Genomic DNA, 22,028 nt, shown 5'->3' with positions numbered 1-22,028 from the left:
GGGCGACGGAATCGCGGCACGTCACGGGAGTATCCGAACCTGGTTTGGGAGCGGGGGGTCGCAGGTTCAAATCCTGTCGCCCCGACGGTCGCCCTGGCCAGCCACTGTGGTTGGTCAGGGCTTTTCTTGGTTGCCGGGGGCCTCAAGGCGACGGCTGGCCGCCCAACTCGTTCACGGCGGTCGAGATCGCGGCCGCCTGGCGTTCCAGCTCTTCGTCGCTCGAGTCCTCGTCGACACCTCGCGCCAGCAGTTCCGATCTCGACAGCAACAGCAGGGCACCGCGGAGACGATCCGCGTCGAGGTCGTCCACCGGGACCACCTCCAGCCGTCCTTCGATCAGGACCAGGTTGGGGTCGGGCACGTCGGAGGTCAGCAACTCACGCAGATCACGAGCCTTGACGGTCATGTGTTCGGGCCTACCCGGCGCCCGCGCCGCGAAACGAACCCGCCGCGAAACGCGGGCCGTTCTTGAGCACACCCGCGCCCGGGCGCTCAAGAACGGCTCCCCAGTGTCATGCCGGAGTGGCCACCTGTTCGCTCACCACCTGCGCCGCCGCCGACACGAGTGCCGTCACGGACGGGTTGGTGGAGTTGTCCTGGCGCCACGCGAACTGGGTGTAGACCCGGAACGGCGGGACCCAGGGCAGCCGGCACAGCCTGCCGTCGGCGAGCTCCGCCGCGACCGTCACCTCGGGGACAAGTGAAATCCCCAGACCCGAGGCGACCGCCCGCTTGGCGGCGTCGATCGAGTCGAGCGCCAACACCGGCGACTTCGACTCCGCTTCCTGCAAACCCAACGCCTGTTCGAACTGCTCGTAGTAGCTGGCGCCGTTCTCGGCCCGGATGAGCGTGCTCCCGCGCAACTCGTCCTCGGTGATCACCGAACGCCTGGTGAGGGCGTGGGTCGGACCGGCGACCATGACCAGCGGCTCCGGGCACAGCACCGTCGTCTCCAACCCCTCGCGGGGCTCCACGGAGCCGATGAAGAAGGTGCAGTCCAGCCGCCCCTCACGCACCGCGGTCAGGTTCGACTGGGTGTTCCGCGAGTGGAGCGAGATCTGGACGCTCGGGTAGCGCCAGCACATGTACTCGATCAGTGGTAGCAGACGGTAGTCGGTCAGGCTCTGTGCGCTACCGATGACCAGCTTGCCGTGCGGCTCGCCGTTCATCGTGATTGCTTTTCTGGCCTTGTCGGTCAACGTGATGATGTTCCGTGCGAACGGCAACAGCTCGACACCGGCAGAGGTCATCTGGATGCCGCGCGGAAGTCGACGGAACAGTGGCACCCCAAGGGTCTCTTCGAGTGCCTTGATCCGAGTGGTTATGGTGGGTTGCGAGCAATTCAGCGTGGCGGCTGCCTTGGTGAAACTGCCCGTTTGAACCACAGTTGTGAACGCCAAAAGCTGACGCGTCTCCATGGAGCTCCCCAGCGGTGCGGATAAGTGGTCCACGAGAGGCCGGTGTGGGGCGGCATCGTGATCTCTTGTGCATGGCGGCAGACGACCTGGCTGCGCCCCTGCGAGGGCCTGGCCTGAGGTCGATCAACATCGCCGCTCTACCGTGAGGGGCGGTACCCGGTCGGCGGGCGCTGTGCCCGGAACCCGTCGGACACCGAAGTGACAGCCGGCGCCCAGTGGCGGTCCTGGGTTAGTGTTCGGCAGCGGCGGAATGGATCTCATCGGGTCATCGGCACCTTGTCTGGTAGGTGGTTAAAGAGCTCGATGACATTGTCTCGCTCGTTCCTTGTCGGTCCCGGTTGCCGGTTGCGTCCGCTGCTGACCCCCCAGAACGTCCGGCAACGTGAATTATTCATGGTCCAACATGCGGATCCGGGCGTCACGCTACCTGAAACCCACACTAATGGACTACGGCGAGTGGAGTCATCTCGACAAGTGAAAGTTTTCTGTCGAGCGTTACTCCAAATGGCCTCAATTCACTCCTTGTGGTGAACCTCCCCCCGGTGACGGTTGCCGACCGTTAGTCGGCACTACGACATACGTGTTACACGACTGTCGGACGGCTCCGCTCGGTGATGACGCAGTCCGCCGTGGTCGCGGCTCCCAGTGCCACTCGAACGGCCTAGTCGGACGGCGTGTCGATCGACCGTTGGGTCGCAGTCGTGCGACCGAACCGCCGCAGGTGAGACCGCAAATTTGCGGGCAGCTGCCTGTTGACAGCGCGTCAACGTGTCCGGAGCAGCCCCGCGGCCGGCCCGGGTCAAGCCCGGGACGAGGCCGGATCGAGCCCGGATCGAGGCCCCGAACGAGGCTCGGATCGAGGGCTGGGACGAGGGCCGGGACGAGGGGCCGAACGGCGCTCCGGCGAGGGGTGCCGACGCGGGCCGCGCGGCACCGAAGTTAAGAATCGCTGTTGTGATTTCCACCGCCCGGCGGAGCACGTCGCCGCAGCCGTCGCGGGAGGGCGCTCGACGCGACCCGGAAGGACCATCCCCGCCGCCGGAATTCCTCCCGACGTCACGAATTCCGCGAACGATCCGACAAACGATTCCGGTAGCACCCGTATTGCCGGAACAATGCCCGGACGGCCCCGTGCCACCGCCACCGCACCCGCTTGCGGCCCCCGGAGCCGGGGTGCTAGCGCCCCCGCGTCGGCGGACCGCCTAGACTCAGACGGAATCCCGACGCACCATGACGCGTTTCGGGATGTTCCGCACGTCCTGCCCGTTACGAGGAGACCACGTTGAAGAGCACCGTCGAGCACCTGAGCCCGACGCGGGTCCGGATCAACGTCGAGGTGCCGTTCGACGAGCTCAAGTCGGACTTCGACCGCGCGTACCGGAAGCTGGCCAAGCAGGTCCGCATCCCCGGCTTCCGCCCCGGCAAGGCCCCCGCCCGCGTATTGGAGAGCCGCATCGGCCGCGCGCCGGTGCTGGACGAGGTCGTCCAGGAGGCGATCCCGGCCAAGTACCTGGAGGCCGTCAACTCCGGTGAGCTGCGCACCCTGGGCCGCCCCGACTTCGAGGTGACCAAGATCGAGGACGGCGAGTCCCTGGCGTTCACCGCCGAGGTCGACGTCCGCCCCGAGATCACCGTCCCCGCCTTCGGCGAGCTGACCGTCAGCGTCGACGACCAGGAGGTCACCGACGAGGACGTGGACACCCAGCTCGACGAGCTGCGCGCCCGCTTCGCCACCCTCACCGGCGTCCAGCGCCCGGCCGAGAACGGCGACTTCGTCGTGGTCGACCTGTCGGCGACCGTGGACGGCGAGGAGGTCGAGGAGGCCAAGACCGCCGGCCTGTCCTACGAGATCGGCTCCGGCCAGCTCGTCGAGGGCATCGACGAGGCCCTGATCGGCGCCTCCGAGGGCGAGTCCCGGACCTTCACCACCACCCTGGTGGCCGGTGACCACGCCGGCCGCGACGCCGAGGTCACCGTGGTGCTGAACTCGGTCAAGGAGCGCCAGCTCCCCGAGCTGGACGACGAGTTCGCCCAGCTGGCCAGCGAGTTCGACACGCTGGACGAGCTCAAGGCCGACCTGCGCGTCCGCCTGGGCCGCGTGAAGAAGATGCAGCAGGGCGTCCAGGCCCGCGACAAGGTCCTGGAGGCGCTGCTCGCCAGCGTCGAGGTGCCGCTGCCCGAGGCCGTCGTCAAGGGCGAGATCGACGCCCGCGAGCACGACGCGATCCACGCCCTCGACCACGACGAGACGCGCTTCGCCGAGTGGCTGGCCGAGCAGGGCCAGACCAAGGAGGAGTTCGACGCCGAGGTGCGCGAGGCCTCCGAGCAGGCGGTCAAGACCCAGCTGGTGCTGGACGCCATCGCCGACGCCGAGCAGCTGAGCGTGTCCGACGCCGAGCTCACCGAGCGGATCATCTACCAGGCCCAGCGGTTCGGCATCAGCCCGGACGAGTACGTCAAGCGGGCGCAGCAGTCGGGCCAGTTGGGCGCGATCTTCGCCGACGTGCGCCGCGGCAAGGCGCTGGCCTCGGTCGTGCGCCAGGCCACCGTCACCGACGCGGCCGGCAACGCCCTCGACCTGGACGAGCTTTTCGGCGAGACGAAGTCCACTGAGGAACCCGCGAACGCGGAGTGAAGCCCTGAGCGAACGCGGGCGGTGTCGGGACGTCGACGCCGCCCGCCTTCGTTAAGGTCGTTGCTACGAGACTCTTTTCGGCACAGCTAAGTCGGCAAAGTTAGGCAGGCAGACGTGACGCAGCACTCCTTCCCGGCGCCCGAGATGCGAGCGGCCACGGGGATGAACCTCAACGACTCGGTCTACGAGCGCCTGCTCCGCGAGCGGATCATCGTGCTGGGGTCGCAGGTCGAAGAGGGCATCGCCAACCAGATCACCGCCCAGCTCCTGCTCCTCGCCGCGGAGGACCCGGAGAAGGACATCACGCTCTACATCAACTCGCCCGGCGGCTCGGTGACCGCGGGCATGGCGATCTTCGACACGATGCAGCTCATCGAGCCGGACGTGGCCACCTACGCGATGGGCCTGGCCGCCTCGATGGGGCAGTTCCTGCTCTCCGCGGGCACGCCCGGCAAGCGGCACGCCCTCCCGCACGCCCGCATCCTCATGCACCAGCCCTCGGCCGGTGTCGGTGGCACGGCGGCGGACATCGCGATCCAGGCGGACATGCTCACCAAGACCAAGCACGAGATGGCCGAGCTGATCGCGCAGCACACCGGCCAGACGGTCGAGCGCATCGTCGCCGACTCGGACCGCGACCGCTGGTTCACCGCCCAGGAAGCCCTCGAGTACGGCTTCGTGGACAAGGTGATCAGCCGCGCCAGCCAGGCGTCGAGCAACTGACCGCGAGCAGAGCACCAGGAGACCTGAAGTGAGCCAGTTCCACGCGCCGCAGTCCCGGTACGTGCTCCCGTCGTTCGTCGAGCGCACCAGCTACGGCATCAAGGAGTCCAACCCGTACAACAAGCTGTTCGAGGAGCGCATCATCTTCCTCGGCGTGCAGGTGGACGACGCGTCGGCCAACGACGTGATGGCCCAGCTGCTCGTGCTGGAGTCGGAGGACCCCGACCGCGACATCCTGATGTACATCAACTCGCCGGGTGGCTCGTTCACCTCGCTGATGGCCATCTACGACACCATGCAGTTCGTCCGCCCGGACATCCAGACGTACTGCCTGGGCCAGGCGGCCTCGGCCGCGGCCGTCCTGCTCGCGGCGGGCACGCCCGGCAAGCGGCACGCGCTGCCGAACGCCCGGATCCTGATCCACCAGCCGGCCACCGAGGGCGTCTACGGGCAGGTCTCCGACCTGGAGATCCAGTCCAACGAGATCCAGCGGGTGCGCAGGCTGCTGGAGACCACGCTCGCCCGGCACACCACCCGCTCGCCGGAGCAGGTGCGCACCGACATCGAGCGCGACAAGATCCTCACCGCCGAAGAGGCCAAGGAATACGGGCTCATCGACAGCGTTCTGCCCTACCGGAAGCTCTCGGCGAAGTAACCACGGCGTGGCGCCCGACACGCCGAACTGACCAGGGGTCCTGCTCAGTTCGGGGTGTCGGGGGCACGCTGGTCCTCCCGCACATGCGGGTTGGACAGGTACCGTCGAGGGGAACGCGCGAACCCCGCATCCAGCGGGTACTCGCCACATCAGCAGTCAGGCGCACCTCACCAGGTCGTGCGCCGGAGGGGACAGAGGTCAGCGGTCATGGCACGTATCGGTGACGGCGGCGACCTGCTGAAGTGCTCTTTCTGCGGTAAGAGCCAGAAGCAGGTGAAAAAACTCATCGCCGGCCCGGGTGTCTACATCTGCGATGAGTGCATCGACCTCTGCAACGAGATCATCGAGGAAGAACTCGCGGAGGCCGGTGACGTCAAGCTCGACGAGCTGCCCAAGCCCGCCGAGATCCACGAGTTCCTCGACCAGTACGTGATCGGCCAGAACGAGGCCAAGCGCACGCTCTCGGTGGCGGTCTACAACCACTACAAGCGCATCCAGGCGGGCGACCGCGGGCGCGAGGGTCGCGACGACGGCGTTGAGCTCGCCAAGTCGAACATCCTCATGCTCGGCCCGACCGGCTGCGGCAAGACCTACCTGGCCCAGACGCTCGCGAAGATGCTGAACGTGCCGTTCGCCATCGCGGACGCCACGGCGCTGACCGAGGCGGGCTACGTGGGTGAGGACGTGGAGAACATCCTCCTCAAGCTCATCCAGGCGGCGGACTACGACGTCAAGCGCGCCGAGACCGGCATCATCTACATCGACGAGGTCGACAAAATCGCTCGAAAGAGTGAAAACCCGTCGATCACGCGCGATGTGTCGGGCGAGGGCGTGCAGCAGGCGCTGCTGAAAATACTGGAGGGGACGACGGCGTCGGTGCCGCCGCAGGGCGGTCGCAAGCACCCGCACCAGGAGTTCATCCAGATCGACACGACGAACGTGCTGTTCATCGTGGCGGGCGCGTTCGCGGGCCTGGACAAGATCATCCAGGACCGGGTCGGCAAGCGCGGTCTGGGCTTCGGCGCCGAGGTGCGCACCAAGGCGGAGGTCGACGCGGCGGACTACTACGCCGACTCGATGCCCGAGGACCTGATCAAGTTCGGTCTGATCCCCGAGTTCATCGGCCGGTTGCCGATGGTCGCGAGCGTCACGAACCTGGACAAGGAATCACTGGTCCGGATCCTCACCGAGCCGAAGAACGCGCTGGTCAAGCAGTACCAGAAGCTGTTCGAGATGGACGGCGTCGAGCTGGAGTTCACCCGGACCGCCATGGAGGCCGTCGCCGACCAGGCGATCCTGCGGGGCACCGGGGCGCGCGGCCTGCGGGCGATCATGGAGGAAGTCCTGCTGCCGGTGATGTACGACATCCCCAGCCGCTCGGACGTCGCCAAGGTCGTCATCACGGAGCAGACCGTGAAGGAGAACGTGAACCCGACCATCGTGGCCCGGCAGCCCTCGCGCCGGGAACGCCGCGAGAAGTCGGCGTGAGTTGTCCCTCCCGCACACGCTGATCCTGCACGGCCTGGGTGGTTCCGGGCCGACGCACTGGCAGAACTGGCTGGCAGGTGAACTGGCCCACCACGGTGGGTCGGTGGACCTGCCCCAGTTCAGCTCACCGGACGAGCCGCGGCTGTCGGTGTGGCTGGACGAGCTGCGGTCGCACCTGGCCGCCATGCCCGCCGACGGTTCAGTCGAACGGGTGGTCGTTGCGCACTCGCTGGCCGGGCTGCTGTGGCTGCACCACGCGGCGGGTCCGTTCGACGAGTCGTTGCGGGTGGACCGGGTGCTGCTGGTCGCGCCGCCGGCGCCGGATTTCGCCGGTGAACCGTTGATCGCCGAGTTCCTGCACCCCGTGCTGGACCCGACGGCGCTGCGGCGGGCGGCGGGGTCGACCCGGCTGGTGGTGGGGGAGGGCGACCCGTACTGCGGGTTGACGCAGGCCAAGGAACTGGCCGAGGCGTTGCGGATCGAGCTGGACGTCATCGTGGGTGGCGGGCACCTGAACGTGGACGCCGGGTACGGGCCGTGGAGCGCGGTGCTGAAGTGGGTGCGCAGCTCCCGCGTGCCGCTCACGCCGCGCTGACCGTGGCCTCCGAGCCGACCTCCGAGCCGACCTTCGGGGAGTTACGCCGGGCCGCCCGTTCCGTGAAGCGGGCGGAACTCGGAGGGGCGGTCTTGCGGGCGCTGCGCCCGAGAAAGCTCAACGTCGTGTTCCGGTCCCGCGCGCCGCTGGCGCTGCAGTTGAAGCTCGCCCACTTGGACGGCCGCCTGATCTGGCGCTCCGAGGACACGTTCGTGCTGGTCAAGCCGCCGATCGCGGCGAAGGTGAAGAGGAGTGCCCAGGCCCGGGTCATCCACGTGCTCGACAACTGGTGGGACGCGTGGGTGCTGGGCGTGCCCGGCTCGTTCTGCCTGCTCGTCGCCGTCGTGCTGGGTCTGGTGTTCAACCTCTTGGTTCCCGCGCTCCTCGCGATCCTGGCGGCGGTGTCGTGGGTGTTGGTGTTGGTGGGCTTGGTGGCGCTGGTCGTTTCGCTCGGACGGACGTTCTCGCCCTCCCCGGCGAGGGTGACGAAGCGGGTCGGCGAGGCGTTCCTCGGCGACAACTGGTCCATCACGGTGTGCCACGTCGCCGACCCCGGTGAGGTCGAGGGCCTGGTGGAGGAGGCCGTGCGGCTGGTCGACCGGTTGAGCGGCCGGTACGAGTACGCGGCGGACAAGGTGCTGGTGTGCTCGCCGGACGCGGCGTCGACGCCGGTGACGCTCCGCGCACTCCGCGATTGCGCCCGGGTCCGGTCGTTCGGCGAAAAGGGCTGGGACCTGCTGCTCGTCCGAGACCCGGGTCGGACGCCGTCGCCGCCGTCGGGCACGGTCAACGGTGTGCCCCTGCTGCTCCTCGGGTCCGTGGTGATCTTGCTGTTCAATGCGCAATTCGTGGCCGAATGGGAGACGAAGGCGTGCGCCACGGCCTGCACGGGTGGTCCGACATCGTTCGGCGACGCGGTGTTCTGGCTGGTCCGGCACTACGTGGTGGTGGGGATCCCGGGCGCCGCCCCGGCGACGTTACCGTCGACGGGCGTGGCCCTGATGATGCCGTTCATGGGCGCGGTGGTGCTGCTCAACGTGGTGATGGTGGCGCGGGGGACGATGCGGAAAGCACGCGACACGAAGTTGATCCCGAGGGTGTGGAGGGCGCTGGAGTCGCCGCGGTAGCGGATCGTGTCCTTGTGCAGTGCGACGCGGACGTGCAGTCCGCTGTGCACGGCCATCTGCGCGAAGTGTTCCCGGAGGTGGTGCAGGTCGTCTCTGACCAGCCTGCGGCCCGCCAGCAGCGCGGTGTCGAGGGCGACGCTCTCGTTGTCGTCGTGGAGGGCGAAGATGCCGCCGTCACCCTGCCAGGACCACAGCTCCGCGCGGGCGCAGCCGTTGGCCGCGGCCAGGTCGGATATGCCGGTCGCGGTGCGGGTCCTGAGCAGGTCGAACGCGCCGGCCACCCGGTCGCGCGGGTGGTCGCGGACCGCGTTCGAGTAACCCGCGGCGTCCACGACCAGGAGGTAGACGTTCTCGTACGTCCGTCCGGCTTCGAAGCGTTCCACCACAGCGACCTTCCCCCCTCGACCGCCTCGGCCCCCCTTGGCCTCGTGGGATCAGCATGCCGTAGCGGAGGGTCACGCCGCGCTGACCACCACGCTGAACAGGGTGAACGTGGCCAGGAACGGGCCCGCTTCGAGGTCGGCCAGCCAGGCGTCGGCGGCCGGGCGGGTGATGCGGCCCGCTTGGACGGCGCCGTAGGCGTTGCGGGTGAGGCCGAGGAGTTCGTCGGCGGTGGAGAAATCCCGTAGTACCGGGGCTTCGGTGTCGACCGTCATTATTCGGAGGCCGGCTTGTTCGGCGAGCCTGGCTAGTTGGCGGCCGATGACGGGGTTGCGCACGATCCGGTCGCACACGAATCGGTTGAAGGCCAGGTTCGTGGCTACGGAGCCGGGGTCGATGGCGATGGTTTCCCAGTCGGGTTGAGCCAGGGCGGCGCGTCCGCCTGGGCGCAGGACGCGGCGGAGTTCGGCCAGGACGCCGGGTGGGTCGGCCACGAGGTGGAGGACGCGGTCTACGCGGGCGCGGTCGACGCTGTGGTCTTCGACGGGGAGGGCGTGGGCGTCGCCTTGGCGCACGTCGACGGGTAGGCCGGTGGTGCGTCGTTTCGCTTCTTCGACCATGGCCGGGTCCAGGTCCACGCCGATGACTGTGCCCGCGCGTTCGGCCATGGCGGGGAGGTCGGTGCCGGGGCCGCAGCCTATGTCCAGGGCGGTGTGGTGGGGGTGGAGGTCCAGGGCGTCCAGCAGGTGCTGCTTGTAGGCACGGCCTGCTACGGCGGCGTGGTCCAGGTACGTGATCAGGTCTGGGCGCGAGGTTTGTCGCTCGGGCATGCCGTTAGGCAACCACAGGCCTGTGGAGGTCTTGTGCAGGGCGAGGGAGGTCTTGTGCAGGGGCTGTGGTCCAGTCCGGCCCCCTGCGGTCGGGGTGCGGGGCGGGTGGATTGGTGGCCTCGTTGGACGGTGGCGGGCCTGTCGGGTGGTCAGCGGGGGACGCGTTTGCCCAGGAAGCGGATGACGTCGGGGACGACCTTGCGGTAGTAGACGTCGTCGTGGCCGCCTGGGGTGATGGAGGCGACGGCGAGTTTGGTGCCCGCGATGAACTGGCGGGTTCCGACGATGAAGCGGTCCTTGTCGCCGGCCCACACGCCGATCGGGGCGGCGCCGAGTTTGTCCAGGTTTTTGAGCGGGTCCAGTGATGCCCACTGTTCGGGGCTCGCGAAGGCGTTTCGCTTGGACATTTCCGGCCAGTCGGTGATCAGGGCCGGTGCGACGGCGGCGATGGCCTTGGTCTCTTCACGTCGCTCATGGCGTCGCCGGGCGTAGAGCAGTGCGCCGAAGCCGCCCATCGACACCCCCGTGCAGGCGAACGGCGCGCCGTAGCCGCGTTCGGCCAGCCAGCGGGGCACTTCCTCCAAGAGCATCGCCATGGGGTCGTCGCCGGGGACGTTCTCGTGCCAGTAGTGGTCGCCGCCGTCCACCGCGACGAAACCGAACGGTGGGATCTGGCCGCGACCGACGGCTGCGACCAGGACCTCCGGCATACCCCCGAAGGCGGCCAGGCGGGCCGTGCCGTAGCGGCCGTGCAGGAGGATCGACATGGGCAGGTTCTTGGTGGACACGCCTGGTGGGACGAGCGTGAGCAGGTCGACGTCACGGCCCCGGTACTGCGACCACACGCGTTCCACCTGGACGATCGCCCTCTTCACGGCGGGCACGGGGCCCGCTACGCCCAACGCGTGCCGCAGCGCCTCACCGAAGGGCGCGTTCCCGTTCAACGCGGCGGTGACGCCCGCGGTGGCCAAGGCGCTTCCGCCCAATGCGGTGAGCACCGTTCGCCTGCTGACCATGTTCTCCCCCACCCGAAATCCTCGTCTACAAGTCGCGCGAGGCGGGCCGTGTGTTGCGTCAGATCGCCGATTGCGTCCGAAGGGCCGCGATGCGTTCCGCCGAGTAGCCGAGCCCGTGCAGGACGTGGTCGGTGTGCTCGCCGAGCGCGGGCACGGGGCCGGGTGTCCACTCCCAGGCGGTGGAGTCGACGGGTGGCCGGAGGACGGTGATCTCGCCGTCCGGCACCGGGACGTCGGCCAGGCGGTCGCGGGCGGTGAGTTGGGGGTGGGCCGGGAGGTCGGCGACGCTGCGGGTGCGGGCGGCGGGGACGTCGGCCTTGTCGAGTGCCTCGATGAGGTCGGCGGCGGTCCAAGGGGTGAAGTCGAGTTCGGCGTGGAGGGCGGGGCGGTGTGCGACGCGGGAGGTGACGGTGCCGAAGCGCGGGTCGTCGGCCAGTTCGGGTCTGCCCAGGACGGTGCAGAGGCGGCGCCACTGGGGGTCGTTCTGGACGGCCAGGTGGACGGCGCCGTCCGCGCACGGGAACGGGCCGTACGGTGCGATGCTCGGGTGGTGCGCGCCGGTGCGCGGCGCGGCTTGGCCGGTGCCCGCGGCGTAGAGCATCGGCTGGTGCATCCACTCGGTCATCGCCTCGAACAGGGAGAGGCTGAGGGTGGCGCCTTCACCTGTTCGGGAGCGGTGGAGGAGGGCGGCCAGGACGGCGGACTGGAGTTGCACGCCCGCGGCGATGTCGGCGACCGAGATGCCGGCACGTGCGGTGACGTCGCCTTCTCCGGTCAGTTCGACCAGGCCGGCCTCGGACTGCACCAGCGCGTCGAACGCCTTGCGGGACTCGTACGGGCCGGACGTGCCGTAGCCGGACAGTTCGCCGATCACCAGATCGGGTTTCACCGTGCGGAGTGAGGAGGCGTCCACAGCGAGTCGACGCGCGGCGCCGGGTGAGAGGTTGCACAGGACCACGTCGGCGGTGGTGACCAGGCGGTTCAGGATTTCGCGGGCCGCCGGGTGTTTGAGGTCTAGGGTCAGCGACTCCTTGCCGACGTTCGTCCAGGCGAAGTAGGACGACACCGAGCCGCACGCGGTGTCGTAGTGGCGGGCGAAGTCGCCGCCGTCGGGTCGCTCGACCTTGATCACGCGCGCGCCGAGGTCGGCCAGGAGTCTGGTGGCGTACGGGACCGCGACGGCCTGTTCGAGGCTGACCACTAACACACCGTCGAGCGGTTTCACGCGAGGCCGCGTCGGTAGGTCGAGACTCATTTCGCGGCGATCACGCTTTTCGATCGTCGCGAAATCAGGCTCGACCTACCGACTCCCGGGCTGCCGAGCCGTCCGAGCGGAGCGAGGACCATCAGACACTGACAATCCGGTCTTGACCTGTGTAGACGTTCATGGAGTCGCCGCGCAGGAAGCCGACCAGCGTCACGCCCTGCTCCTCGGCCAGTTCGGCGGCCAGGGACGACGGCGCGGACACGGCGGCCAGTACCGGGACGCCGGCCATCGCGGCCTTCTGCACGAGTTCGAACGACGCCCGCCCGGACACCATCAGGACCGTGCCGGTCAGCGGCACGCGGTTGTTCAGCACCGCCCAGCCGAGCACCTTGTCCACCGCGTTGTGCCTGCCGACGTCCTCGCGCACGACCAGCGCTTCACCGGATGTGGTGAACAGCCCGGCCGCGTGCAGGCCACCGGTCGAGGAGAACACCTTCTGCCGTTGGCGCAGTGTGTCCGGCAGGGTCGTCAGGACGTCCACGTCCACCGTCGACGCGTCGCCGGCGGGGGAGAAGCGGGTCTTGAGCTTCACCGCGTCCAGTGCCGCCTTGCCGCACACGCCGCACGACGACGTGGTGTAGAAGTTCCGCTCCACGCCTGTCTCGGGTGGTGCGACGCCGTCGGCCAGCGTCAGGTCCAGCACGTTGTAGGTGTTCAGGCCGTCCGGGCCGGTGCCCTCGCAGAACCGCGCCACGGCGATGTCCTCGAGGCCGCCGATGACGCCCTCGCTCAGGAGGAACCCGTGCGCCAACTCGACGTCCTGACCGGGTGTACGCATCGTCACGGTCAGGGCCTTGCCGCCTACCCTCAGTTCCAACGGCTCCTCGGCGGCCAGCGCGTCGACCCTCGTTCGGGACGTTCGTCGCGAATAGGTGACCACTGGGCGACGCACGGTGACTCGCCCCATCGTGTAACTCCTTCTCCAGGCTAAGTTTTCTCGCAAGCCACTCACCAGGTTACGGAGGTCTCGGGCAGTGGGTTTCCTGGACCGCTCTCACACGATCGCCCCACCGGGGTGGAACCGCTGGCTGATCCCGCCGGCCGCGCTGTCGGTGCACCTGGCGATCGGCCAGGCCTACGCGTGGAGCGTGTTCAAACCGCCGCTCGAGAGCGCGCTGGACCTGACGGGGACGCAGAGCGCGCTGCCGTTCCAACTCGGCATCGTGATGCTGGGCCTGTCGGCGGCGTTCGGCGGCACGCTGGTCGAGCGCAACGGGCCGCGTTGGGCCATGTTCGTGTCGGCCACGTGCTTCTCGTCCGGCTTCCTGATCTCGGCGCTCGGCGCGTGGACGGAGCAGTACTGGCTGGTCGTGCTCGGTTACGGGTTCGTCGGCGGGATCGGGCTCGGCATCGGCTACATCTCGCCGGTGTCGACGCTGATCAAGTGGTTCCCGGACCGGCCGGGGATGGCGACCGGTATCGCGATCATGGGCTTCGGCGGCGGCGCGTTGATCGCCTCGCCGTGGTCGGCGCAGATGCTGGAGTCGTTCGGGCGGGACAGCGGGGGCATCGCGCAGACGTTCCTGGTGCACGGGATCGTGTATGCGGTGTTCATGTCCGTCGGTGTGCTGCTGGTGCGGGTTCCCGCGGACGTGGTCGACAAGCCGGGTGTGGTGGTGCGGTCGGGGGTCAACGTGTCCGCCCGCAACGCCATCCGCACGCCCCAGTTCTGGTGCCTGTGGGTGGTGCTGTGCTTCAACGTCACCGCGGGCATCGGCATCCTGGAGAAGGCGTCGCCGATGATCCGGGACTTCTTCGCCGAGACGTCCACACCGGTCGCCGCGGGCGCCGCGGCCGGGTTCGTGGCGCTGCTGTCGCTGGCGAACATGGTCGGCCGGATCGTGTGGTCGTCCACATCGGACCTGGTGGGCCGCAAGAACGTCTACCGGCTGTACCTGGGCGTCGGCGCGTTGACGTACCTGGTCCTGGCGCTGCTGGGCAACGCGTCCAAGCCGCTGTTCGTGGTGTGCGCCATGCTGATCCTGTCGTTCTACGGCGGCGGGTTCGCCACCATCCCGGCGTACTTGAAGGACCTGTTCGGCACCTACCAGGTCGGTGCGATCCACGGTCGGCTGCTGACCGCGTGGTCGTTGGCCGGTGTGCTCGGGCCGCTGATCGTGAACGCCATCGCGGACAGCCAGAAGGCGGCCGGCAAGGCCGGGCCGGACCTGTACACGGCGTCGCTGTTCATCATGATCGCGCTGCTGGTCGTCGGGTTCGTGGCGAACGAACTCGTCCGGCCGGTGGCGGCGAAGTACCACGAGCCCGAGGTGGAGGAGGCGGTCCGGTGAATTCCAGGCGTGGGCTGGTCGTGTTCGCGTGGTTGTGGGTGGGCCTGCCGTTGACCTACGGGCTGGTGGAGCTGATCCGCAAGGTCACGGCGTTGTTCACTGGTTAGGGTCGGCCGGTGGATACCTACGACGTGGTGGTGGTCGGCGGCGGGCACAACGCGCTGGTGGCGGCGGCCTACCTGGCGGGGGCCGGTCGCACGGTGCTGGTGCTGGAGAAGCTCGACCACGTCGGTGGCGCGGCGGTGAGCGAAGAGGCGTTCGCGGGCGTTGACGCACGGCTGTCGCGGTACTCGTACCTGGTCAGCCTGCTGCCGGACCGGATCGTCGCGGACCTCGGGCTGCGGTTGTCGCTGCGGTCCCGTGCGGCCTCCTCGTACACGCCGGCGGGGGACCTGCTGGTGGAGCGCGATCCGGGTGAGGCGACGGCGGCGTCGTTCCGGGCGTTGACCGGTTCGGACGCGGAGTGGGAACGCTGGCGGCGGTGGTACGACGACCTGGAGGTCCTGGCCGGGGCGTTGGCTCCGACGATGCTGGAACCGTTGCTGTCACGGGAGCGCGCGCGGCTGCACGTCGACGCGGTGGCACGGGTGCGGCTGTGGGACCAGGTCGTGGAACGGCCGCTGGGCGAGACGTTGGAGGAGTTGTTCGCGCACGACGTGGTGCGCGGTGTGGTCGCCACCGACGGGTTGATCGGCACGCACACGTCGTTGCACGACCTGAAGGCGAACCGGTGCTTCCTCTACCACGTGATCGGCAACGGCACGGGCGAGTGGCGGGTGCCGGTCGGCGGGATGGGCGCGGTGACGGCGGAGCTGACGCGGGCGGCGCGTGAGGCCGGTGCGGAGATCGTGACCGGCGCCGAGGTGACCAGGGTGGACGCGGACGGTGCGGCGGCCGAGGTCGAGTACGACGGGCGCACGGTGGGTGCGCGGTTCGTGCTGTCCGGGGTCGCGCCGTCCACTTTGGACCGGTTGCGCGGTCGGCCGGGTGCGCCGGTGGCCGAGGGCTGCCAGGTGAAGGTGAACATGCTGCTGGAGCGGCTGCCGCGGTTCCGGAGTGGTGTGGACGCCCGGGTGGCGTTCGCCGGCACGTTGCACCTGGACGAGTCGTACGAGCAGTTGGAGACGGCGTACCGGGAGAGCGCGGCCGGGCGGGTGCCGTCGGTGCTGCCGGCGGAGATGTACTGCCACACGTTGACCGACCCGTCGATCCTCGCGCCGGATTTGGTGTCGCGGGGCCGGCACACGTTGACGTTGTTCGGGCTGCACACGCCGGCGGCGTTGTTCGAGCAGGACAACGTCGAGCTGCGTGACGAGCTGGTGGGGCGGTACCTGGCGGCGTTGAACGCGCACCTGGACGAGCCGATCGAGTCGTGCCTGGCGACGGATGCCAACGGTGAGCCGTGCCTGGAGGCGCGTACGCCGTTGGACCTGGAGGCGGAGCTGGGGTTGCCGCGCGGCAACATCTTCCACGACGAGCTGGCCTGGCCGTTCGCGGAGAGCGAGGACGAGGTCGGCCGGTGGGGCGTGGAGACCGACGTGGCGAACCTGTTCGTGTGCGGTGCGGGCGCTCGGCGTGGCGGCGGGGTCAGCGGGATCGGCGGCCACAACGCGGCGATGGCCGTGCTGGAGCGCTGAGCCGCAACGGTGGACACGGACGAGGGCGACGTCGACACCGCGGGTTCGGGCACGACGTACAACGAGATCAGCGGGACCGTGTTCGGCCCGGTGCTCCAGGTCGGGCGGATCGACACCCTCAACCTGGTGCAGCCCGCCGCACCGGTGACCCCGGCGAGCCTGCCGGTGGACGAGGGGTTCGTGGGCCGTGCCGCCGAGTTGGCCGTGCTGCGCGAGTTCCTGGCGCCCGGCGGCGAGCAGTCCGCGTTGGCCGTGGTCGGCTTGGCGGGCGTCGGCAAATCCGCGCTCGTGATCCGGGCCGCGCACGTGGCGGTCGGCGCCGGGTGGTTCCCCGGCGGCGTGCTGTTCGTGGACGCTCAGGGGTACAACGACGATCAGCGGCTGGAGGCGAACGACGCGCTGGCCTCCCTGCTCCGGGCGCTCGGCGTCGCCGGTGACGCCATCCCGCCCGGTCAGGGTGAACGGGAAGCGCTCTACCGGTCGCAACTCGCGGCGCGTCCGCCGGTGTTGGTCGTCGTGGACAACGCGTCGTCGGCCGACCAGGTGCTGCCGTTGCGGCCTGCGGGTCAGGCGCACCGGCTCGTGCTGACCAGCCGGGACAACCTCCCGGTGCCGAGGGCGCGGCGGATCGAGTTGGACGTGCTGGCCGCCGCCGAGGCTGTCGAGGTGTTGGACGACGCGCTCCGGTCGGTCGATCCGGCCGACGACCGGATCACCGCGCATCCCGACGCGGCCGGCGTGTTGGCCGAGTCGTGCGGGTTCCTGCCGCTGGCGTTGCGGATCCTCGCCGAGGTCGTGGCCGACCGGCGCGGCGAGGACCTGACCCGGTTCGCCGAGTCGATCGCCGCGGCGCACGACCGACTCGGTGAACTCGCCTACGACGATTCGGTCAACGTCCGGACGGCGTTCAACGCCTCCTACGGCCGGCTGCCCGCGGACCAGGCCCGGATGTTCCGCCTGGCCGCCCTGCACCCGGGGCGGACCATCACGGTGGAGACCGCCGCCGCGTTGGGTGGCATCACGCCGGCCGACGCCCGCGAACTGCTGATCAGGCTGCGCCGTGCCCACCTGCTCCAGACCGGTGTGGTGGCCGACGAGTACCGGTTCCACGACCTGCTGCGGATCTACGCCGCCGAGCGGTGCGCCGCGGTGGGCGACGAGGCGACCCGGCAAGCGGCCGAGCGCGCGCTGGTCGGCCACTACGTGTCGCACGTCAAGGGCGTGCACAGCCACTTGGACCCGAGTGCCGCGCACCGGGAGGTGTTCCCCGATCGGCTCGCCGCACTGCAGTGGTTCGACGGCGAGCTGCACAACCTGCTGCCGGTCCTCGAGTCGGCCGCGCACAACGGGTGGCACGCGGAGGTCAGGGACGCGGGCGAAGCGGCGTTCCGGTACTTCAACCTGCGCCGGTCGGCGGAGTGGGTGCCGGTCGACCTGCTGGCCCTGGCGTCGGCCCGCGCACTCGGCGACCGCATCGGAGAGGGCAGGATCCTCAACGGCCTGGGCAGCGCTCACCACCGGCTCAGGCGGTTCGACGAGGCGCTGCGCCACTTCCAGGCCGCGCTGGCGTTGTTCCGCGAGGTCGGGTCGGTGCGGGACGAAGCCCACTCGCTCAACAACATCGCGTCGACCTACGCGTCGACCGGTCGCGTCACCGAGGCGATCCGGCACATGGGGGACAGCGCTGCCGCGTACCGGAGCGCCGGTGACGCGGACGGCGAGGCGAGGTGCCTGGCCAACCTGGGCAAGATCCACAGCGACCGGGGCGAGCACGCGCCGGCCGTCACGTTCTACCAGCGTGCCCTGGAGTTGCGTCGCGAGGTGGGTGACCGGGACGGCGAAGGAGACTGCCTCAACGGCCTCGGCATCGAGTACGACGCCCTCGGCCGGGTGGACGATGCCGAGGCGCACCACCTCGCCGCGCTGGCGGTGTACCGCACGACCGGCAACCGGCACGCCGAAGGCCAGGCGCTGAACAACCTCGGCATGATCGCGGCGAAGAAAGGCCGCCTCGCCGAGGCGCTCGAATACCACCGGCAGAGCTTGGCGATCTCCCAGGAGACCGGTAACGCGCACGGCGAGGGGCTCACGCTGTACAACGTGGGGCTGACGTACTGGTCGCTGGGCAGGAACGAGGAGGCCGTCGAACACCTGCGGCGGGCGGCCGAGCGGTTGGAGGAGGCCAACGACCCGGATACCGCCGGGAGAGTCCGCGACGCGATCCGTGAGATCGAGGCCGAAGGGCGTGGCCGGCGGTGGTCCAGAGGTCGGTGGTCCAGAGGTCGGTGGTTCAGAGGTTGGCGAAGAGGTCGGTGATGAGCTGCTGCGCCTGGTCGGCGTTCGCGCCGGAGGTCACCGTGATCTCGACGGTGCCGGCGCGGGCCACCACGGCGGTCTGGACGACTTCGCCCGTGACGGCGATGGCGCGGTAGGCCTCGTCGTGGAAGCCGGGCAGGTCGGTGATGTCGGTGTGGTCCTCGCGGCCCTCGGCGAACGACGCGGCGTCCGCGCCGGTCTCGAAGCGGACCTCGGTGTTGCCGCCGTCGTAGGAGCAGCGCACGACGTTGTCGGTGATCGTCTGGCGAGGGTGGTTCAGGCGTAGGCGGAGCGCCGCGCCGACCACGTCCTCCGGTGCGTCCTCGCAGTTCACGCCCGCCGAGTCGGTGGGGGTCGGAGGTGGGGGCGCCTCCGTGGTCGGCGGAGGCGTCGGCGCGCTCGTGCACGCGCCGAGCGCCACCAGCGCCGAGGCGGCGAGCACGGTCCTGATCACGTCGAACTCCCTGTTCGTCGGTTGCCCGTAGGTTCGCCCGAACGGCCGCAGACGTTACCGAGGACGGCGTATGAAGGGCTCTTCACCGCCGAGGAGCGAATGCAGGACGACCACCACGCCGCCGAACGCCGCCGGCTGGTCGGGGCCAAGCGTTTGCGCGCCCTGTCCGGCCGGGTCAGCTTCGACTGGCGGGTGGTGCGGGAACACCGCGTGCTGGTGGCCGGCGTCGGGTTCTCGTGGCGACGAGCAGCAGGCTGACGATCCCGCCGAGCAACGCCAGCGCCATGTCCTTGTGCGCGTCCCACATGTCGCCCTGCTGGCCGTTGTACGCCTCGGCCAGGTCCGGGGCCAACGCCACCGCGATGCCCCACTCGAACAACTCGTAGACCGCGCTGGTCGACACGACGACTTCCAGCGTCCGCAGCCACCCGAGCCGTGCCGCCACGATCCCGGCCAGGCACAGCCCGTACGCGAAGTGCACGAGCCGGTCGAAGTGGTTGCGCCGCCAGGAGAACACCTCCGACAGCCGGAACCCGAACACCGCGTCGGTCCACGAGTCGTACGGCACCGCCGAGTACAGCCACCGCGCGGCGATCGTGTGCAGGGACAGGAACAGCAGCACCAGCAGCCAGGAGCCCAGGGGGAGCGGGTGACGGCGCTGCAGCCACGCCAACGCGACCAGCGCGAACGCGGTCAGCGAGGTGTGCAGCGCCTGCTCACCCGGCCATGACGGCTCCCACCAGGTGGCCGCCAACAGGATCAGGAACGCGCCCAGCGACCACCAGTGCCCCCTCGTCATGCGGCGGACGGTACCCCGATCAGGTGGCGATCTTCTCCAGCCGCACCACGATCGACTTGGACGTCGGCGTGCCGGACACGGTGGCGGTGGAGTCCAACGGCACCAAGGCGTTCGCCTCGGGGAAGTACGCCGCCGCACAGCCCCGCGCCGTCGGGTACGCCACCACGCGGAACCGCTCGGCACGCCGTTCGGTCACGCCCGTCGGGTCGTCCGGCCACTCGCTCACCAGGTCCACGTGCTGCCCGTCGAGCAGGTCGAGCACGTCGAGGTCGTCCGGGCTGACGAACACCACCCGCCGGCCGTCCTTCACGCCCCGGTAGCGGTCGTCCAGGCCGTAGATCGTGGTGTTGTACTGGTCGTGGCTGCGCATGGTCTGCAACAGCAGCCGCCCCGGCGGCACCCGCAGCACGGTGAGGTCGTTGGCCGAGAAGTGCGCCTTGCCGCTGCGCGTGCCGGTGAACTCGCGGGCGTCGCGCGGCGCGTGCGGCAGCACGAAACCGTCCGGCCGGCGCACCCGCTCGTTGTAGTCGTCGCACCCCGGCACGACCCGCGCGATCCGGTCCCGGATCAGGTCGTAGTCCTTCTCGAACTCCTCCCACGGCACCGGGTGCTCCGGCCCGAGCACGGCCCGCGCCAGCCGGCACACGATCGACACCTCGGACAGCAGCCGGTCGCTCGCGGGCGCCAGCCGTCCCCGTGACCGGTGCACCACCGACATCGAGTCCTCGACCGTGACGAACTGCTCGCCGGTGTGCTGGAGGTCGCTTTCCGTGCGGCCCAACGTGGGCAGGATCAACGCCGTCCGCCCGTGCACCACGTGCGACCGGTTGAGCTTGGTCGACACGTGCACGGTCAGGTCGAGTTTCCGCATGGCCGCCTCGGTCACCGGCGTGTCCGGGGTGGCCGCGACGAAGTTCCCGCCCACCGCGAAGAACACCTTCGCCGCGCCGTCGCGCATGGCCCGGATCGACGCCACCGTGTCGAACCCGTGCTTGCGCGGCACCGGGATGCCGAACTCGGACTCCAGCGCGGCCATGAACTTCTCCGGCATCTTCTCCCAGATGCCCATGGTCCGGTCGCCTTGCACGTTCGAGTGGCCGCGCACCGGGCACAGGCCCGCGCCCGGCTTGCCGATCATGCCGCGCAGCAGCGCCACGTTCGCGATCTCGCGGATCGTCGGCACCGAGTGCTTGTGCTGGGTCAACCCCATGGCCCAGCAGAAGATGGTGCGCTGCGAATCGGCCAGCATCCGGGCCAGCAGCTCGACCTGGGCGCGCGGCAGACCGGTCGCCACGTCGACCGAGTCCCAGTCCACTCGGCGCACGTGGTCGGCGTACTCGGCGAACCCGTCCGTGAAGCCCTCCACGAACTCTCGATCCACCGCGTCCCACGACAGCAGCAGGTTGCCCACCGCCTGGAACAGCGCCTGGTCGCCGCCGAGCCGGATCTGCAGGAACTCGTCGGCCAACTGCGTGCCCGAACCCACGAGCCCGCGCACGTTCTGCGGGTTCTTGAACCGCAGCAACCCCGCCTCCGGCAACGGGTTCACCGCCACGATCTTCGCGCCGGCGCGCTTGGCCTCCTCCAACGCCGACAGCATCCGCGGGTGGTTCGTGCCGGGGTTCTGGCCGACCACCACGATCAGGTCGGCGCGGTTGAAGTCGTCGATGCTGACCGAGCCCTTGCCGATGCCGGTCGTCTCCGACAGCGCCGCGCCGGACGACTCGTGGCACATGTTGGAGCAGTCCGGCAGGTTGTTCGTGCCGAACGAGCGGACCAGCAGCTGGTAGAGGAACGCGGCCTCGTTGCTGGTGCGGCCCGACGTGTAGAAGACGGCCTCGTCCGGGCTCGCCAGCCCGTTGAGCTGCGAGGCGATCAACGAGAACGCGTCGTGCCACTCGATCGGCTCGTAGTGCGTCGCGCCCTCGCGCAACACCATCGGCTCGGTGATCCGGCCCTGCTGACCCAGCCAGTAGTCGGTCTTCCCGGCGAGGTCGGCGATCGGGTGCGCGGCGAAGAACTCAGGCCCGACGCGCCGCCGGGTCGCCTCCTCGGCCACCGCCTTCGCGCCGTTCTCGCAGAACTCGGCCAGCTTGCGGTGCCCCTGCGGCTCGGGCCACGCGCAGCCGGGGCAGTCGAAGCCCTCGCGCTGGTTGAGCAGCCGCAACGTGGCGGCGGTCCGGGTGACGCCCATCTGCTCGACACCGCGCTTGAGCGACACCGCGACACCGGGGATGCCCGCTGCCCAACGCTTGGGTTCGGTCACGTCGAGCTGCGACTCATCGATGTCCTGCTGGGGTGGCTTGCGGTCCATACCCCATAGTGTGACCCCAAGGTGTGCCGCCGGCGCGCCCCGCGCGAGCGCGCCGGCGGTCTGTCCGATCGCCGGTCGCGTC

Annotated in this window: 19 protein-coding genes; 10 read left to right on the top strand and 9 right to left on the bottom strand. The window is 69.6% G+C overall.

Going from position 1 to position 22,028, the window contains the following annotated elements:
• Positions 1-142: 142 nt before the first annotated feature.
• Both FM051_RS04650 and FM051_RS04645 read right to left on the bottom strand, forming a co-directional pair.
• A complete protein-coding gene (locus FM051_RS04650) occupies positions 143-406 on the bottom strand; it encodes a hypothetical protein (protein WP_158840933.1) in 264 nt (87 codons plus the stop codon).
• 106 nt (positions 407-512) lie between these two features.
• The gene (locus tag FM051_RS04645; RefSeq protein WP_158840931.1) at positions 513-1,418 is read right to left on the bottom strand and encodes a LysR family transcriptional regulator; all 906 of its coding nucleotides are present in this window, start codon (positions 1,416-1,418) and stop codon (positions 513-515) included.
• Between the two features lie 1,282 nt (positions 1,419-2,700).
• On the opposite strand from FM051_RS04645, the gene tig reads away from it, so the two are divergent.
• The 6 genes from tig to FM051_RS04615 all read left to right on the top strand — a co-directional run bounded on the left by tig (position 2,701) and on the right by FM051_RS04615 (position 8,641).
• Positions 2,701-4,053, top strand: coding sequence for a trigger factor (gene tig / locus FM051_RS04640; RefSeq protein ID WP_158840929.1), 1,353 nt, complete (start codon positions 2,701-2,703; stop codon positions 4,051-4,053).
• Positions 4,054-4,167: 114 nt separating this feature from the next.
• The gene (locus tag FM051_RS04635; RefSeq protein WP_202918667.1) at positions 4,168-4,776 is read left to right on the top strand and encodes an ATP-dependent Clp protease proteolytic subunit; all 609 of its coding nucleotides are present in this window, start codon (positions 4,168-4,170) and stop codon (positions 4,774-4,776) included.
• 28 nt (positions 4,777-4,804) lie between these two features.
• Positions 4,805-5,431, top strand: coding sequence for an ATP-dependent Clp protease proteolytic subunit (locus FM051_RS04630; protein WP_158840927.1), 627 nt, complete (start codon positions 4,805-4,807; stop codon positions 5,429-5,431).
• A gap of 207 nt (positions 5,432-5,638) precedes the next feature.
• Positions 5,639-6,919, top strand: coding sequence for an ATP-dependent Clp protease ATP-binding subunit ClpX (clpX, locus tag FM051_RS04625; protein ID WP_158840925.1), 1,281 nt, complete (start codon positions 5,639-5,641; stop codon positions 6,917-6,919).
• 1 nt (position 6,920) lies between these two features.
• Positions 6,921-7,514, top strand: a complete 594-nt coding sequence (locus tag FM051_RS04620) for an RBBP9/YdeN family alpha/beta hydrolase (protein ID WP_158840923.1) — start codon at positions 6,921-6,923, stop codon at positions 7,512-7,514.
• A complete protein-coding gene (locus tag FM051_RS04615; RefSeq protein ID WP_158840921.1) occupies positions 7,475-8,641 on the top strand; it encodes a hypothetical protein in 1,167 nt (388 codons plus the stop codon). The genes FM051_RS04620 and FM051_RS04615 overlap by 40 nt, the downstream gene beginning before the upstream one ends.
• Before the next feature lie 455 nt (positions 8,642-9,096).
• On the opposite strand, the gene FM051_RS04610 is transcribed toward FM051_RS04615, so the two are convergent.
• From FM051_RS04610 to fdhD, 4 genes are all read right to left on the bottom strand, one after another.
• Entirely contained in the window at positions 9,097-9,852 is a 756-nt protein-coding gene (locus FM051_RS04610; protein WP_158840919.1) for a methyltransferase domain-containing protein, read from the bottom strand.
• A gap of 149 nt (positions 9,853-10,001) precedes the next feature.
• Positions 10,002-10,868, bottom strand: coding sequence for an alpha/beta hydrolase (locus FM051_RS04605; RefSeq protein WP_158841080.1), 867 nt, complete (start codon positions 10,866-10,868; stop codon positions 10,002-10,004).
• A gap of 58 nt (positions 10,869-10,926) precedes the next feature.
• Positions 10,927-12,123, bottom strand: a complete 1,197-nt coding sequence (locus tag FM051_RS04600; protein WP_158840917.1) for a CaiB/BaiF CoA transferase family protein — start codon at positions 12,121-12,123, stop codon at positions 10,927-10,929.
• A 91-nt stretch (positions 12,124-12,214) separates the two neighbouring features.
• The gene (gene fdhD, locus FM051_RS04595; RefSeq protein ID WP_158840915.1) at positions 12,215-13,042 is read right to left on the bottom strand and encodes a formate dehydrogenase accessory sulfurtransferase FdhD; all 828 of its coding nucleotides are present in this window, start codon (positions 13,040-13,042) and stop codon (positions 12,215-12,217) included.
• Between the two features lie 67 nt (positions 13,043-13,109).
• Between fdhD and FM051_RS04590 the strand changes: the two genes are divergently transcribed.
• The 4 genes from FM051_RS04590 to FM051_RS04580 are packed head-to-tail and all read left to right on the top strand — an operon-like array spanning position 13,110 to position 18,379.
• Entirely contained in the window at positions 13,110-14,426 is a 1,317-nt protein-coding gene (locus FM051_RS04590; protein WP_158840913.1) for an OFA family MFS transporter, read from the top strand.
• On the top strand, positions 14,423-14,533 hold the full coding sequence (locus tag FM051_RS53925; RefSeq protein ID WP_420803570.1) for an MFS transporter small subunit: 111 nt from the start codon (positions 14,423-14,425) through the stop codon (positions 14,531-14,533). Before FM051_RS04590 ends, FM051_RS53925 begins: the two co-directional genes overlap by 4 nt.
• A 9-nt stretch (positions 14,534-14,542) precedes the next feature.
• Complete coding sequence (locus FM051_RS04585; protein WP_158840911.1) at positions 14,543-16,063, top strand: phytoene desaturase family protein; 1,521 nt, start codon at positions 14,543-14,545, stop codon at positions 16,061-16,063.
• Positions 16,064-16,072: 9 nt separating this feature from the next.
• Entirely contained in the window at positions 16,073-18,379 is a 2,307-nt protein-coding gene (locus FM051_RS04580; protein ID WP_158840909.1) for a tetratricopeptide repeat protein, read from the top strand.
• Here FM051_RS04580 and FM051_RS04575 read toward each other — a convergent pair.
• The 3 genes from FM051_RS04575 to FM051_RS04565 form a co-directional block, all read right to left on the bottom strand.
• Positions 18,354-18,833, bottom strand: coding sequence for a hypothetical protein (locus tag FM051_RS04575; protein ID WP_158840907.1), 480 nt, complete (start codon positions 18,831-18,833; stop codon positions 18,354-18,356). The genes FM051_RS04580 and FM051_RS04575 overlap by 26 nt on opposite strands.
• A gap of 175 nt (positions 18,834-19,008) precedes the next feature.
• A complete protein-coding gene (locus FM051_RS04570) occupies positions 19,009-19,632 on the bottom strand; it encodes a DUF2238 domain-containing protein (protein WP_158840905.1) in 624 nt (207 codons plus the stop codon).
• 19 nt (positions 19,633-19,651) lie between these two features.
• Positions 19,652-21,946, bottom strand: a complete 2,295-nt coding sequence (locus FM051_RS04565) for an FdhF/YdeP family oxidoreductase (RefSeq protein ID WP_158840903.1) — start codon at positions 21,944-21,946, stop codon at positions 19,652-19,654.
• Positions 21,947-22,028 lie beyond the last annotated feature (82 nt).

The sequence above is a fragment of the Saccharothrix deserti genome, from assembly GCF_009769385.1.
GTDB classification, from domain to species: domain Bacteria; phylum Actinomycetota; class Actinomycetes; order Mycobacteriales; family Pseudonocardiaceae; genus Actinosynnema; species Actinosynnema deserti.
Note: the sequence above shows the minus strand (reverse complement) of the source record. Positions and strands in the feature narration are given on the sequence as shown.